The organism is Actinocorallia aurea, from assembly GCF_054783995.1.
This window is the reverse complement of record NZ_BAAGPQ010000002.1, coordinates 703411-716811: the sequence shown is the minus strand read 5'-3', so window position 1 is coordinate 716811 and position 13401 is coordinate 703411. Positions and strand designations below refer to the sequence as shown.

Here is a 13401-nt window from a genome sequence, read left to right as displayed (position 1 = left end):
GGCTTCTTGGAAGCGTAACAGCAGGACCGTTGACCGTCAGGCCCCGCGCATATGACGATCTGAGAAGAATTTCTCAGTTATCTCCCGTGGAGGAGCCCGTGGTCGAGGCCATCACGTTCCATGACGCCCAAAGTACTTTCGTCACCCTCGGTGAGATCCATGCCGCCGCCCAACGCACGCTGGACGCGTCGGTCTGGGACTTCCTGGAGGGGGGCGCCGGCGCCGAGTGGACGCTCGCCGCCAACCGGGCCGCCGTGGACACGTGGGCCTTCCGTCCCCGGGTGCTGCGGGGGACCTCGCCGCCCGATCTGTCCACGACCCTGCTGGGCGTCGAGCTCGCCATGCCCGTGCTGGTCGCGCCGTTCGGCGCGGACCGGCTCTTCCATCCCGAAGGCCACCGGGCCGTGACCGCGGCCGTCCAGGAGGCGGGGATCGCCTCGATCGTTCCGGAGGCGGGCTCCTTCAGCCTGGAGGCGCTCGCCAAGGAGGCTCCCGGGGCCGCGCGCTTCTTCCAGCTGCACGCGCTCGGCTCCGACGAGATGTTCCTCGGTCTCGCCGGACGCGCCCGCGACGCCGGATACGAGGCGCTTTGCGTCACCGTCGACTCGCCCGTGGACGGCTGGCGCGAACGCAACAAGACCAACCGCTTCGGGCTCGACACCTCCGCGATGGAGGGCAACCACGCGTCGGCCACCGAGCTGTTCGGGCCGATGCTGCGCAACGACGCGCCCGTCTGGACGTGGGAGCGGCTGGCCGGGCTCGCGCGGCGGGCGGGGATGCCGTTCCTCGCCAAGGGCGTGCTCGTCGGCGAGGACGCGGCCCTGGCCGTCGAGGCCGGAGCCTGCGCGGTGTACGTCTCCAACCACGGCGGCCGCCAGCTCGACGGTGCGCCCGCCACCCTCACCCAGCTCCCTGAGATCGTGCAGGCGGTCGCCGGGCGCGTCCCGGTGATCATCGACGGGGGGTTCCGGCGCGGCACCGACATCCTCAAGGCGCTCGCGCTGGGCGCCGACGCCGTCGCCCTCGGCAGGCCCGTCGCCTACGGGCTGGCCGCGGGCGGGCGGGAAGGCGTCGCCGCCGTCCTCGATCTGCTGCGCCGCGAGATGCGCGCGACGATGACGCTGCTCGGCCGCGCCACCGTCGCCGACCTCGGCCCCGACGCCGTCCAGCGGGCGGAGCGGTGAAGCCGCCGTTCCCGCCCGCCGTCCTCGCCGGGGGCGTGCTGTGGCTCTCCGGCCACGTCGCGCAGCACCCCGACGGCACTTTCAACACCGGCTCGTTCGAAGAGCAGACCGACGCCGTGTTCGCCGCCCTCACCCGCACCCTCGACGCCCACGGGATGGGGCTGCACGACCTCGTCCGCGTCGAGTGCTTCCTCACCGACCCCGCCGACTTCCCCGCCTGGAACGCGGCATTCGCCGCCGCGTTCCCCGACGACCCTCCCGCCCGCACCACCCTGGTGACCGCCCTGGCCCTGCCGGGGCTCCGCATAGAGATCCAAGCAGTCGCCGTTCCATCCCGAGAAAGGTGATCACGCATGACCGTCTCTTCACCTCCCGAGCCCGTCTCCTTCGTCCAGGGGCGCACCGCCTCGCACTTCTCCTCCTACCTCGTCTCGGTGGCTCTGTCGGCCACCTACGAGCTCGGCATCCTCGAAGCCCTGCACGTGGAGGGCGTCTACACCCTCGGCGAATCCGGCGAGGGCCTCGACCCGACCGTCGTCGAGCGGTACATGAACGCGCTCCTGTGGGGCGGCATCGTCGAGATCGACGGGGCCATCGTCCGGCCCGGCCCGCTGTTCGACGACGCCTACGCCGCGCGCGGCTACTTCTACTGGATGGTGCGGGGCTGCGGCACGCTGTTCACCGAGGCGCCCGCGGTGACGCCCGAGACCGGCCGCAGCGGCGAGTTCTACAGCCGCGACATGCGGGCCGTGGCGATCGGCTCCAAGCTGATCGGCGACGGGGACGTGGAGCCGCTGTTCGACCGGCTCCTGGAGGACAAGGCTGCCTCGGTCGTCGCCGACCTCGGCTGCGGTTCCGGGCAGCGGCTGATGCGCGTGGCGGGCGTCCGCCCCGGAACGCGCGGCATCGGGCTGGACATCTCGTCGGCCTCGGTGGAGCTGGCCTCCCAGTCGGTGGCCGCGGCCGGGCTGTCGGACGTGATCTCGGTGCACCGCGCCGACGTGCTCGACCTCGGCGAGATCCCGGGCGCCGAGGACGTCGACGTCATCACCTGCTCCTTCATGGGCCACGACTTCTGGCCGCACGACACCTGCGTGAAGACCCTGCGCGGCCTGCGCGAGACCTTCCCGAACGCGCACACCTTCCTGCTGTGCGACGTGGTGCGCTCGACCGGGCTGCCCGGCGACGGCACCCCGATCTTCACGCTCGGGTTCGAGCTCGTGCACGCGCTCATGGGCGTCTACCTGCCGACCCTGGAGGAGTGGCGCGCGGCGTTCGCCGAGTCGGGCTGGCGCTGCGCGGTCGAGCACGCGGTGCCGAACCCGCCGGGCGGCTACCTGTTCCAGCTGGAGGCGGTGTGAGAGCCGCGGCGTTCCTGCGGCGCCCGTTCGCGGCGCTCTTCGCCGTCGCGCTGCTCACGGCGGGCTGTGGCTCCTCCGACGCCGAAGGCGGGTCCGCGGAGAAGATCAAGGTGGGCATGTTCCTGATCTCCTCGGCGCCGCTGTTCGACCAGATCCAGGCCGGCTTCAAGGAGGGCTTCCTCGCCGAGGCCGGGCTGGAGGCCGACCAGGTCGAGTGGGTGGAGCGCAACGCCGAGGGCAACGCCGGATCGATCCAGACCATCGCGCGGCAGTTCGCCGACAGCGACGTCGCCATGGTCGAGGTGCTCGGCACGCCCGCGGTGCTCGCCCTCGCCAAGCTCAAGCCCGATTTCCCGATCATCGCGGTCGCGATGGGCGATCCCGTCGGCGCGGGCCTGGCGAAGAGCCTGGAGGCCCCCGGCGGCCAGGTCACCGGCAGCATCGACTTCGTGCCCCCGGCCAAGCTCCTCGACCAGATGGTGCAGGTCAAGCCCGCGTTCACGACGCTCGGCACGATCTACAAGCCGTCGAACCCGAACTCCAAGGTGTGGGCCGACCAGCTCAAGGAGGCCGTCGCGGCGCATCCGGGGCTGAAGCTCGTCGAGGCGCCGATCAACGGGTCGGCCGACGTGCCCGCCGCGGCCCGCTCCCTGGAGGGGCGCGCCGACGCGGTGCTCATCGGCCCCGACGCCGACGTGCAGAGCGGCCTGCCCGCCGTGGGCAAGGCCGCGGCTTCGGCCGGCCAGCAGCTCTACCTGGTGGGCGGCGACGTCGAGCAGCCCGGGGTGCTCGCCACGCTCGGGCCCGACTACCCGCAGCTCGGGGTGCTCGGCGGGAAGGTCGCCGCCACGGTCCACCTCGGGACGGCGCCCGGCAAGGTCCCCTTCGCCCAGCCGGGGGAGGTCACCTGGGCGGTCAACCCGCAGACCCTGAAGACCCTCAAGCTGACGCTGCCCGCGGGGGCCGCGCAGTGACCGGAGTACTCCTCGACACCCTGGTGACGGGGCTGCCCCTCGTCATCACCTACGCCGGTGTGTTCGTGCTCTTCCGGGTGCTGCGCGACTTCGACCTCACCGTGGACGGCTCGTTCGTCACCGGTGGGGCGGCGTCCGCGGTCCTGGTGGGGCACGGCATGGCGCCGTCGCTGAGCCTGCCCGCCGCCGCGCTCGCCGGCGCGGCGGCGGGGCTGGTCACCGCGGTGCTCCACCTCACGCTGAAGATCCCGGTGCTGCTGGCCGGGCTGGTGATGTCGCTGGCGCTGTTCAGCGTCAACCTGCGGATCATGGGTGAGCCGGCGCTCAGCCTGGCCGCCGGGCAGGGGCTGCTCGACGGGTTCGGCGACCTCGGCCCCGACGTCCGCGACCTGTGGATCTCCGGTGTGCTGCTCGCGATCGACGTCGCGGTGCTGGGCCTGGCGGCGTACTTCCTGCGCACCGAGGCCGGGCTCGCGCTGCGGGCCACCGGGCTGAACCCGGTGATGGCGCGGGCCCAGGGCGTGGCGCAGGGCGGGGCCGTCGCGGTGACGCTCATGCTCGCCAACGCGCTCGCCGCGCTGGGCGGCGCGCTCGCCGTGCACACGCAGGGGTACCTCGACGTCAACGGCGGCACCGGGACCCTCATCGCGGGGGTCGGCGCGCTGCTGCTCGGCGATCTGATCCTGCGGCCCGAGCCGTCGCGCGTGGTCAAGGCCATGGCCGCGGTGCTGGTCGGGGCGCTCCTCTACCAGTTCGTGCAGGTGATGGCGCTGCGCCTCGGCCTCGCGGCGAGCGACCTGAAGCTCGTCACCGCCGCCACGCTGACGCTGGCGGTCGCCGCTCAGATCCTCACCCGCCGCATCGGCGGGTGGCTGCCCGCGTGGGCCGTGCGCCGGCCGCGCGGCGTCCACCGAGACCCGGGAGAACGCCTTGCTGGAACTCCGTGACATCCGCCTGGTGCACAACCCGGGGACCCCGGGCGAGGTGACGGCGCTGGATGGTCTGTCGCTATATGTCCCGAAGGGGCAGTTCGTGGCCATCGTCGGCAGCAACGGCGCGGGCAAGAGCTCCCTCATCCAGATCATCTCCGGGACGCTCCGCCCCACCTCGGGCACCGTCGTCATCGGCGGGCGGGACGTGACCCGTCAGGGCGACCACCGCCGTGCCCGGCACGTGGCCCGCGTCTTCGACAACCCCCACCTGGGCTCGGTGCCGGAGCTCAGCATCGAGGACAACATGGCGCTGGCGCTGCGGCGGGGCGGGCGCCGGGGGCTGCGGCCCGCGGTGACGAAGGCGCACCGCGCCGTCATGCGCGACCGGCTCGCGATGCTCGGGCTCGGCCTGGAGACCCGCCTGTCGGCGCCCGTCCGCCTGCTGTCGGCGGGCCAGCGGCAGAGCCTCACCATGATCATGGCCGCGCTGACCGCCCCGGAGGTCCTCCTCCTGGACGAGCACCTGGCCGCCCTCGACCCGGGCACCCAGGCCCGCGTCCTGGACCTGACGCTGAGCCTCGCCGCCGACCTGGGCTGCACCACCCTCATGATCACCCACAACATGGACCACGCGAGGACCGTCGGCGACCGCCTGCTGGTCCTCTCCGGGGGCCGCCTGGCCTCCGACCTCACCGCCGAGTCCCGCGGGTCCCTCACGTCCGACGCGCTCACCACCCTCCTCACCGCCGCCTGATCCGTCGGCGGCGGGGAGGGCCCGGCCGGGCGCGCCGGTCAGAGCGGGACGGGCAGGGCTGCCTTGTAGCCCTTGGAGACCGAGCCGGTGACGGTGGCGAGCTGGAGGTCGTGGCCGTCGGAGAAGACGTTGTCGGTGTCCAGGGAGACCTGGGAGAGGTTGGCGATGCTCGCGGAGTAGCCGTCGGTGGCGTAGACGGTGTCGCAGACGGCTTCGGGGAAGGCGAGCTGCGTGGTCTTGACCGGGGTGCCGGGGGCCGTCGCGGACTTGAGCGAGTCGTAGACCTCGAAGTGGATGTGGGGCCAGCGGCCCGAGTAGCAGGCGGGGAAGATGCTGGTGAACCTCACCTTGCCCTTCTTGTCGGCCTCCTGGACGCCGCGGAGGTAGTTCTCGCCGGTGACGCCTTCGGAGTACAGGGAGTAGTTGCCGTCTCGGTCGCAGTGCCAGAGGTAGACGGCGGCGCCCGCGAGCGCCGCGCCGTCGTCGGTGAGGGTGAGCTCGATGGTGAGGGGGACGCCTTCGGCGGTACCGGTCGCGGTGCCGAAGCCGGAGCGGATGTCGCTGCGGACGATGCCGGACCGGGTGAGGACATTGGGGCCGTTGGAGCCGTCGCCCGGGTAGGGGCCCGCGGTCTCGCCCGGGATCTCGCCTTCCGGGGTGGACTCGCCGCCGGGCGGGGGCGCCTGCCCCCCGGGACCGCCGCCCGGCGCCGCCGATGCGGTGGCGGAGGACTTCGCCTCGCCGGAGCAGCCGACGAGGCCGGCGAGGGCCGCTCCGCCGATCAGGCCGAGGACGTCGCGGCGGGCCAGGAGGGTGGACAGGTCGAATGCGAGACCGCGGTCGTGGTCGTCGGTCATGGGGGAGCCTTTCGGGTGGAGGTCGGTCACTGCCATGGAGGATGGCGGCGGTTTGTGAGAGGTCGGTGACGTTCGCACCGGAATTCGCTGAGTCGGGGAGCCTGATCTGGTTGGTCATGGCCGTCCCTGACGGAAGCCAGAGGGCGGAAATCCCTCATGCGGGACTGAGGCATGGCCACACGTGGCGAGGATGAAGGCTGAGGCCGCGAGGGCGGAGGAGGACGCGGTCAAGTGGCCTGAGGAGAGGGGGGAGCTTCTTCTCGAGGCGGCGCATCTGTGGGCGGAGGCCGGGGAGCCCGGGAAGGCGCTGGAGATTTATGAGGAGCTCGTGGCCTCCGGAGAGGAGGAGGACGCGCAGTATGCGCGGGTGGGGCGGATCGAGGTTCTGGCGCGGGTGGGGCGGGTCGAGGAGGCCGAGGGGGAGCTGGCGCGGCTCAAGGCGGTGGGGGCGTTGCCCGGGCCGGCGGCGATCGCGGGGGAGTGGCTGGAGTCGGAAGGGCGGTTGGAGGAGGCGCTGGTCTGGTTCAACCTGTCGTGCCGTGAGTTTCTGGCCCTGGACGAGGAGGAGTTGGCGGACGTCGACCTCTACTCCGGGTACGACCTCGTGGGCAGGGCTCGGGTCCGGGCCGCGCTCGGGCTGCCTCCGGACACCGCAGACCGAAGAGTGACGACGGACGGCTCGGAACTGATGGACGAGTGGGCGGAGCCGGCCGCGGGCCCGGCCCGGGTGCTGGGGTCGTTCTTCGTCGCCTCCGATGTGGCGCGGGCGTTCGCTGAGGGGCTGGTGCACGGGAAGGCGAAGGAACGGCAGGAGACCTACTTCCGGGAAGTGGAGCTGGGGTGGCGGGCGTCCTCGCGGGAGGCGGGGGTGTCGCGGCTGACGGTGCTGCCGCAGCGCGTCGACGACGTGCTCGCCTTCGCCGCGGCGCGTGGGCTCGATGCGACGGATCAGGAGACCCGCCTGGACCAGCTCCGCGAGGCCGCGGAGACCGGGGCGTCCACGTTCACCTGGCCACCGGGGCGCAACGAGCCGTGCTGGTGCGCTTCCGGGCGCAAGTACAAGAAGTGCTGCGGGGTCTGAGCCCTCAGGGGCGGTGTACGGAACGGCGTGTCGGTGCGGTGCCTCGGCCGGGCCCCGGCCGGAAGATCGATGCGGTGACGGTGGTCAGACGACGGCCTCGACGGCCAAGGCGATGACCGCCGCCCCCGCGCTGATGACCGTCGCGAACAACACGATGCGGCCGCGACCTCCGGTCACCGAGCCTTCGTCGTCGGCGACGGAGTCGATCCTCGCCGGAGGCCTTCGACGGGACGGCGGCTCCGATCTGCTCCACAGGCCGCCCTCCGGAGGACGCTGTCCCCGCACGCCGAGCCAGCCGGCGATGATGCGGCGCTTCAAGCGGCGGTGCTCGCGCCTCCAGCACGCGCGGAGGACTCCGTAGGCGTCGTCGCCGCAGGGGCTCCCGTTCGTCTTGTTCTCGACGTCGCACACTGTGCGGTGCAGGAGTCCCAGCCAGGTCGTCGCGGCGAAGACGGCCCACAGGGCCAGGGCCACGGTGGAAGAGGCGGAGAGAAGGATGAGCGCCGGGAAGAGGAAGGCGCAGGCCCAAGTCGTTCGGTAGGCCGATTCACGCCGCTGCCTTGGTGTCTTCCCCATCCGCACCCCTGCCCGTTCGCGCCCTGGTGACAAGCATCACCGGCTGGTGGTGGCGATGTCGACGCGTCGGCCGAAGGAGGACTGTTGTACGAGATGGCACACTCCCGGCCGATCTGACGCACTCATGTCCGCGAGATCGGTGCGTTCGCGCGTCAGCGGGTCTGGAGGTAGGTGAGGACGGCCTGGACGCGGCGGTTGGTGTCGTCGGAAGGCGGGAGGGCGAGCTTGGTGAAGATGGCGGCGGTGTGCTTGGCGATGGTGGACTCGCTGAGGTGGAGGGCGGCGGAGATGGCGGCGTTCGACAGGCCCTGGGCCATGTGGGCGAGGACGTCGTGTTCGCGGGGGGTGAGGGACGAGAGGGGGTCGGCGGGGGCGGGGGCGAGGAGGGAGGCGATGACCTCGGGGTCCATGGCGGTGCCGCCGCCGGCGACGCGGGTGACGGCGTCGACGAACTGGGTGGCGTTGAAGACGCGGTCCTTGAGGAGGTAGCCGATGGCGCCGGTGGCGTCGGCGAGGAGCTCGCGGGCGTAGAGCTGCTGGACGTGCTGGGACAGGACGAGGATGGGGAGGCCGGGGACCGCCTTGCGGGCGGCCAGCGCCGCTTGGAGGCCCTCGTCGGTGTTGGTCGGGGGGAGGCGGACGTCGACGATGGAGACGTCGGGGCGCAGTTCCAGGAGGCCGCGCAGGAGTTCGGGGCCGGTCTCGACGGCGGCGACCACCTCGAAGCCGTGGGCTTCGAGCAGCCGGACGAGGCCGTCGCGCAGGAGGTAGAGGTCTTCGGCGACGAGTACGCGGAGCATCAGCAGGAGCTTACGGGTCCGGGTCGCCCGTCGAGGAGGGGAGCACCGCGTTTGGCGGCGGCGGGCAGCGCGGCGGCGAGGGCGTACATGGCGGTGCCGAGGACGATCATGAAGACGACGGCCGGCCACTGCCAGGCCTCGGGCAGGTAGAGGGCGAGGAACCAGGAGCGCTGGTCGGTGCCCACCAGTTTGAAGACGGCGGCCACGATGCCCTGCGGGAAGAGCGGGCACCAGGCGGTGCCCCACAGTGCGAGGACCAGGATGGACTTCCAGCGCGGCAGCTCGGGCGACAGGCCCGTCCAGTGCCGGGGCAGGACGCTCGGCAGTTCGAAGGCGACGGTGGTGGGGCCGCCGGGCGGGCTGTCGAGGGCCACGGAGCCGTCGAAAGCGGCGAGGCGGCGGTCGATCCCGTGCAGGCCCGTGCCCTTCGAGGGATCCGCGCCGCCCTTGCCGTCGTCGACGACGTGGACGCGCAGGTCCTGCCCGTGCGCGGAGATGACGACGCGCACCTCCTCGGCCCCGGAGTGCCGGGCCGCGTTGGCGAGCAGCTCGCTGATCGCGAAGTAGGCGGCGGCCTCGACGGGCGGCTCGGGCCGGTGCGGGAGGTCGACCTCGACCGAGACGCGCAGCGGGCTGTCCAGCGCGAGGACCCGCACGGCGTCGCCGAGGCCCCGTTCGGCGAGGACCGGCGGGTGGATGTCGCGGATGACGCGGCGCAGCTCGGTGAGCGTCTCCGCCGACGCGTCCCGCGCCTTGGCCATCATCGCCTTGGCCGCGGCGGGATCGGTGTCCATGAGCTGCTCGGCGACGCCGAGCGTCATGCCGAGCGCGATGAGCCGCGCCTGCGCGCCGTCGTGGAGGTCGCGTTCGATGCGCCGCATCTCGGCGGCCTGGCCGTCGACGGCCAGATGCCGGGCGCGGGTGAGCCGCTCCAGGCGCCGCGACATCAGGCTGGAGGGGGTCGGGGAGAGCAGCAGCGCGCACCACAGCGCGTGGACGCGCAGGCCGCGCGCCGGGGCGAACAGGAAGAGCGGCAGGAGCGCGACCTTGGTCGGGGGGTCCAGGAGCAGCCAGAGCCCGTCGCGCCAGGTGGCCGGGTCGGTGAGCAGCCACTTCCAGCGGTCGTTGAACGCGGGGATCCGCGGCGATTTGTAGAGGGTGCGGTGCGAGCGGTAGAGGCCGTCGGCCTGGGGCTGCGGGGGAGGCGGGGAGGGTAGGTAGGGCGGTTCGATGACGGTGCCCGTGGCCGCGACGAGGCGGCGGGTCGTGCCCGTCACCCGCCGGATCAGCCGCACCTGCGGCGGGAACACGAAGACCATGCCGAGCCCGAACGTGAGCACCACGCTCACCAGCGCCGTGGCGAGCACCACGAGTTCGGCCGCGGCGAGCGCCAGCAGCGCCAGGACATGACCGTAACTCCGCACCATTCCGCCAGTCTGCGGCCGAAGGTGTGCGGACCGCTATGGCACCTAGATACACCCTTGTCGGGCATTCAGCGCCGATGTGGCGGCAGGGGTGCTCTTTCTAGCGTTCTCCTCATGAACGTCATCGAGGTGGAGAACCTCCACAAGAGGTACACGGACCATGTGGCGGTGGACGACGTGTCGTTCACGGTGGAGCGGGGCGAGATCTTCGGGATCCTCGGCCCGAACGGCGCCGGGAAGACCACTACCGTCGAGTGCGTGTCGGGGCTGCGGGTGCCCGACCGCGGGAAGGTGCGCGTCGCGGGGCTCGATCCGGCGACGGAGCGGAGCGCGCTGCACCGGGTGCTCGGCGTGCAGCTGCAGAGCTCGGCGCTGCCGGACAAGATCAAGGTGGGAGAGGCGCTCGACCTCTACGCCTCCTTCTACGCCGAGCCCGCCGACTGGCGCGAGCTCATGGCGCGGGTCGGCCTCGCCGAGAAGGAGAAGACGTACTTCGCCGCGCTGTCGGGTGGCCAGAAGCAGCGGCTGTCCGTCGCGCTCTCCCTGATCGGCAAGCCGCGCGTCGCCGTCCTCGACGAGCTGACCACCGGCCTCGACCCGCAGTCGCGCCGCGACACCTGGGAACTCGTCGAGCAGGTCCGTGACTCCGGCGTGACGATCGTGCTCGTCACGCACTTCATGGAGGAGGCCGAGCGCCTCTGCGACAGGATCGCGCTCATCGACGCCGGCAAGGTCGTCGCGGTCGACACGCCCGACGGGCTCATCGCGCGCCTCGGCGCGTCGATCCGGATGAGCTTCCGTCCTTCGGCCGAGTTCGACCTGGCGCTGCTCACCGCGCTGGACGAGGTCTCCGACGTCGTCCGCGACCGCGACCACCTGATCGTCACCGGCACCGGCGACCTCGTGCCCGTCGTGACCCTCGCGCTCGCCGCCCACGGCGTCGTCCCCACCGACCTGAACCTGGAGCAGGCGACCCTCGACGACGCGTTCGTCGCCCTCACCGGAAGGAAGCACCAGTGAAGAAGATCCTGCTCGTCGAGACCAGGCTGTTCCTGCGCGACCCGCTCTCCACGCTGTTCATCCTGCTGCTGCCCGTCGGGCTGCTGCTCGGCATCGGCCAGATCCCGGATCTGCGCAAGGCCGATCCGAACCTCGGCGGAGACCGCTTCGTCGACGCGCAGCTGCCCGCGCAGATGATCCTGCTCGCGCTGCTGACCACCGCGTTCACCGCCCTGCCGGCCTTCCTCGCGACCTACCGGGAGCAGGGCGTCCTGCGGCGGATGTCCACCACGCCCGTGCATCCCGGCCGGCTCCTCGGGGCCCAGCTCCTGCTCAACCTCGCGGTCGCGGCCGTGGGCGCGGTCGTGATCATCGTCGCCGGGTGGCTGGTTCTGGGCTCCCGGATTCCGGACAACATCGTGGGATTCGTCCTGGTGTTCCTGCTCGGCTCCGCCGCGATGCTGGCGCTCGGTCTCGTCATCGCCGCCGTCGCGCCCAACGCGAAGGCGGCCCCGGGCATCGGCTCGGGCGTGATGTTCCCGCTGCTGTTCCTCGCCGGCATGTGGGTGCCGCGCGAGATCATGCCCGACGCCCTCAGGACGGTGAGCGACTACTCCGTCGTCGGCCCGTTCATCAACGCGCTGCGCGACACCTGGGCCGGCGGCTGGCCCGAGCCGGCGCACCTGGCCGTCATCTCCGCCGGCCTGCTGCTGTTCTCGGCCCTGGCGGTCCGCCTGTTCCGCTGGGAGTGACCGCCGGTGCCGGAACCCGCCCGCCGTCGGGGCCGGGCGGGTCCGGACGGGGTCAGGGGGCGGTGCGGGGCGGGGCCGGGGTGAGGGTGACGGTGGTGGTGGTGCCGTAGGCCCAGTCGAGCATCTTGGCCGCGTCGGTGAAGCGGGCGGTGGTGGAGGAGCTCTTCAGGACGATGCCGTAGACGGTGTGCTTCTTGCGGCGGGCGATGAACATGTAGCAGGCGCCGGCGGTGCCGGTGGAGCCGGTCTTGATGCCGAACAGGCCCGGGTAGCCGGTGTTGTCCTCGTTGGTGCCGCTGCCCTTGAGGAGCAGGTTCTGGGTGCGCAGCGGGTACTTGCGGCCGTTGACCGAGGTGATGTCCTTCTTGACGATCCGCACGATCGTCGCGAACGTCTTGTTCTTCATCGCGTACCTGGCCAGCTTGAGCTGGTCGGCGGCGGTCGTCAGGTCGCCCTGGGCGGGCTGGCCGTCGAACGAGGCGTAGTGGGTGCGCTTCATGCCGAGCCTCTTGGCGAGCGCGTTCATCTTGTCCTGGGCGCCGATGAAGCCGCCGGTGCCGCCGTAGGACTCGGCGAGCGCGTAGGCGGCGTCGCTGCCGGACTCCACGAGCATCGCCTCGAGGAGCTGGCGCGCGGTGAGGACGTCGCCGGGGACGAGGTGGCTGTTGCTCGCGCCCCAGCCGTCGACGTAGTCCTTGTACTTCTGCCTGATGGTGATCTTCCGGGTCAGGTTGCCGCGGTTCAGCACGACCATCGCGAGCGCGACCTTGTTCATGCTTCCGACGGGCATCCGCTTGTCCGGGTTGCGCTTCCACAGCACCTTGCCGGTGGTGGAGTCGAAGAGGATCGCCGACGTCGCGCCGACGCCCGCGGGGGCCTTCGGCTTCTTCGCCTCGGCCGCGCCGACCGGTGCCAGGGTGACCATGGAGGCGGCGAGCGCCGTCGCGGTCAGCTTCTTGAACATGGGCTGTCCCTTCGTCGGAAATCTCGCGAGCGCGGACGAGGCTATCGCGATCATGAGAATTCCGCAGTACCCCGACATGTCTTCAGAAAGACAGTCCGCGGGGGCCGTCCGAAAACCTGTTGGCGGAACCGGCCCCGCCCGGCCACCTTGGGTCGATGCAGACCTATGAGATCCGTGCGGACTACGACAAGGAGACCATCGTCGTCTACCAGGCCTACGGCGCGCCGATCGCCGACGCGGCGCTGCGGGCGGGCGCGTTCGTCCCGCCGTTCTCGCGCACCCGCATGACGTGGATCAAGCCGTCCTTCCTGTGGCTCATGGCCCGCAGCGGGTGGGGCCGCAAACCGGGGCAGGAGCGGATCCTCGGCGTGCGGATCACCCGGGAGGGCTGGGAGTCGGCGCTGCGGCGGGCCGTGCTGACGAGCCCGGCGAAGCAGGTGCACGGCGACTCCGAGGAGTGGCGCAGGGCGCTGCGCGACGCGGACGTGCGCGTGCAGTGGGATCCGGAGCGGAGCCTTCGGGGCGGCAAGCTGGAGGCGCGCAGCATCCAGGTGGGAGTGAGCCGGCAGGCGATCGGCGAGTACGCCGACGCGTGGGTCCGCGAGATCGTCGACCTGGCCCCGCTGACGCGGCGCGTCCACCGGCTCGTCGTGGACGGGCGGCACCGGGAGGCCCAGGCGCTCCTGCCGCCGGCGCGGCCCTACCCGTTCGAGGCGCCGCACCTCCGGCTCGGCTGAGCGGGC

15 protein-coding genes are annotated in these 13401 nt (G+C 72.0%); 10 read left to right on the top strand and 5 right to left on the bottom strand.

Annotated features, from left to right (window positions below; all coding sequences use genetic code 11):
- Positions 1–86 precede the first annotated feature (86 nt).
- The 6 genes from ACYVOM_RS03520 to ACYVOM_RS03495 are packed head-to-tail and all read left to right on the top strand — an operon-like array spanning position 87 to position 5205.
- Positions 87–1184, top strand: coding sequence for an alpha-hydroxy acid oxidase (locus tag ACYVOM_RS03520; protein ID WP_460301732.1), 1098 nt, complete (start codon positions 87–89; stop codon positions 1182–1184).
- A complete protein-coding gene (locus ACYVOM_RS03515) occupies positions 1181–1531 on the top strand; it encodes a RidA family protein (protein ID WP_460301731.1) in 351 nt (116 codons plus the stop codon). The genes ACYVOM_RS03520 and ACYVOM_RS03515 overlap by 4 nt, the downstream gene beginning before the upstream one ends.
- A 6-nt stretch (positions 1532–1537) precedes the next feature.
- Positions 1538–2545 carry a class I SAM-dependent methyltransferase gene (locus ACYVOM_RS03510; RefSeq protein WP_460301730.1) on the top strand — a complete coding sequence of 336 codons (1008 nt, stop codon included), beginning with the start codon at positions 1538–1540 and terminating at the stop codon, positions 2543–2545.
- Complete coding sequence (locus tag ACYVOM_RS03505; protein ID WP_460301729.1) at positions 2542–3519, top strand: ABC transporter substrate-binding protein; 978 nt, start codon at positions 2542–2544, stop codon at positions 3517–3519. The genes ACYVOM_RS03510 and ACYVOM_RS03505 overlap by 4 nt, the downstream gene beginning before the upstream one ends.
- The gene (locus tag ACYVOM_RS03500) at positions 3516–4466 is read left to right on the top strand and encodes an ABC transporter permease subunit (protein ID WP_460301728.1); all 951 of its coding nucleotides are present in this window, start codon (positions 3516–3518) and stop codon (positions 4464–4466) included. The genes ACYVOM_RS03505 and ACYVOM_RS03500 overlap by 4 nt, the downstream gene beginning before the upstream one ends.
- Complete coding sequence (locus tag ACYVOM_RS03495) at positions 4450–5205, top strand: ABC transporter ATP-binding protein (protein WP_460301727.1); 756 nt, start codon at positions 4450–4452, stop codon at positions 5203–5205. The genes ACYVOM_RS03500 and ACYVOM_RS03495 overlap by 17 nt, the downstream gene beginning before the upstream one ends.
- 38 nt (positions 5206–5243) lie before the next feature.
- Here ACYVOM_RS03495 and ACYVOM_RS03490 read toward each other — a convergent pair whose 3' ends face one another.
- Positions 5244–6062: a dioxygenase family protein gene (locus ACYVOM_RS03490; RefSeq protein WP_460301726.1), complete on the bottom strand. Its 819-nt coding sequence runs from the start codon at positions 6060–6062 to the stop codon at positions 5244–5246.
- A 190-nt stretch (positions 6063–6252) separates the two neighbouring features.
- Here ACYVOM_RS03490 and ACYVOM_RS03485 point away from each other — a divergent pair, with 190 nt between their 5' ends.
- The gene (locus ACYVOM_RS03485; protein WP_460301725.1) at positions 6253–7143 is read left to right on the top strand and encodes an SEC-C metal-binding domain-containing protein; all 891 of its coding nucleotides are present in this window, start codon (positions 6253–6255) and stop codon (positions 7141–7143) included.
- 84 nt (positions 7144–7227) lie between these two features.
- Here the strand turns inward: ACYVOM_RS03485 and ACYVOM_RS03480 are convergent, their stop codons facing one another.
- The 3 genes from ACYVOM_RS03480 to ACYVOM_RS03470 all read right to left on the bottom strand — a co-directional run bounded on the left by ACYVOM_RS03480 (position 7228) and on the right by ACYVOM_RS03470 (position 9946).
- Positions 7228–7617 carry a hypothetical protein gene (locus ACYVOM_RS03480; protein ID WP_460301724.1) on the bottom strand — a complete coding sequence of 130 codons (390 nt, stop codon included), beginning with the start codon at positions 7615–7617 and terminating at the stop codon, positions 7228–7230.
- A gap of 254 nt (positions 7618–7871) precedes the next feature.
- The gene (locus ACYVOM_RS03475) at positions 7872–8519 is read right to left on the bottom strand and encodes a response regulator transcription factor (protein ID WP_460301723.1); all 648 of its coding nucleotides are present in this window, start codon (positions 8517–8519) and stop codon (positions 7872–7874) included.
- On the bottom strand, positions 8519–9946 hold the full coding sequence (locus ACYVOM_RS03470; RefSeq protein WP_460301722.1) for a sensor histidine kinase: 1428 nt from the start codon (positions 9944–9946) through the stop codon (positions 8519–8521). The genes ACYVOM_RS03475 and ACYVOM_RS03470 overlap by 1 nt, the downstream gene beginning before the upstream one ends.
- 111 nt (positions 9947–10057) lie before the next feature.
- Here ACYVOM_RS03470 and ACYVOM_RS03465 point away from each other — a divergent pair, with 111 nt between their 5' ends.
- Together ACYVOM_RS03465 and ACYVOM_RS03460 are read left to right on the top strand one after the other, a co-directional pair.
- A complete protein-coding gene (locus ACYVOM_RS03465) occupies positions 10058–10963 on the top strand; it encodes an ABC transporter ATP-binding protein (RefSeq protein ID WP_460301721.1) in 906 nt (301 codons plus the stop codon).
- The gene (locus ACYVOM_RS03460) at positions 10960–11694 is read left to right on the top strand and encodes an ABC transporter permease (protein WP_460301720.1); all 735 of its coding nucleotides are present in this window, start codon (positions 10960–10962) and stop codon (positions 11692–11694) included. Before ACYVOM_RS03465 ends, ACYVOM_RS03460 begins: the two co-directional genes overlap by 4 nt.
- A gap of 52 nt (positions 11695–11746) precedes the next feature.
- On the opposite strand, the gene ACYVOM_RS03455 is transcribed toward ACYVOM_RS03460, so the two are convergent.
- Positions 11747–12658 carry a D-alanyl-D-alanine carboxypeptidase family protein gene (locus tag ACYVOM_RS03455; protein ID WP_460301719.1) on the bottom strand — a complete coding sequence of 304 codons (912 nt, stop codon included), beginning with the start codon at positions 12656–12658 and terminating at the stop codon, positions 11747–11749.
- Positions 12659–12813: 155 nt separating this feature from the next.
- Between ACYVOM_RS03455 and ACYVOM_RS03450 the strand changes: the two genes are divergently transcribed.
- Positions 12814–13395, top strand: a complete 582-nt coding sequence (locus ACYVOM_RS03450; RefSeq protein WP_460301718.1) for a DUF4291 domain-containing protein — start codon at positions 12814–12816, stop codon at positions 13393–13395.
- Positions 13396–13401 lie beyond the last annotated feature (6 nt).